1 protein-coding gene is annotated in these 422 nt (G+C 54.0%); it reads left to right on the top strand.

What is annotated here, in order from left to right; genetic code table 11:
• The coding region (locus tag AB4Z33_RS31210) for a hypothetical protein (protein ID WP_442053602.1) at nucleotides 1-354 on the top strand (354 nt) is incomplete at its 5' end.
• Nucleotides 355-422 lie beyond the last annotated feature (68 nt).

The raw sequence follows: 422 nt of genomic DNA, 5'->3' as shown, positions 1-422 counted from the left end.
GACTATCACGCCGGGGCCTACGGACATGCCTTTGGGGCATCTCCGCTTCACGGCCCGTTCGAATCCCAACCCGCCATACACAAAAAAACGATTCCTTTTCAGGAATCGGCTTGTTTTTTGTATATGGCGGAGAGGATGGGATTCGCTCCGTCGCTGCGTGAAGGTGCAAGTCTGCACCTTTACGCTAATTGYGACTATCACGCCGGGGCCTACGGACATGCCTTTGGGGCATCTCCGCTTCACGGCCCGTTCGAATCCCAACCCGCCATACACAAAAAAACGATTCCTTTTCAGGAATCGACTTGTTTTTTTGTATATGGCGGAGAGGATGGGATTCGCTCCGTCGCTGCGTGAAGGTGCAAGTCTGCACCTTTACGCTAATTGYGACTATCACGCCGGGGCCTACGGACATGCCTTTGGGG

Source organism: Paenibacillus sp. 2TAB19, assembly GCF_052115185.1.
Taxonomy (GTDB): domain Bacteria; phylum Bacillota; class Bacilli; order Paenibacillales; family Paenibacillaceae; genus Pristimantibacillus.
This window is presented reverse-complemented; position numbering and strand designations above follow the sequence as displayed.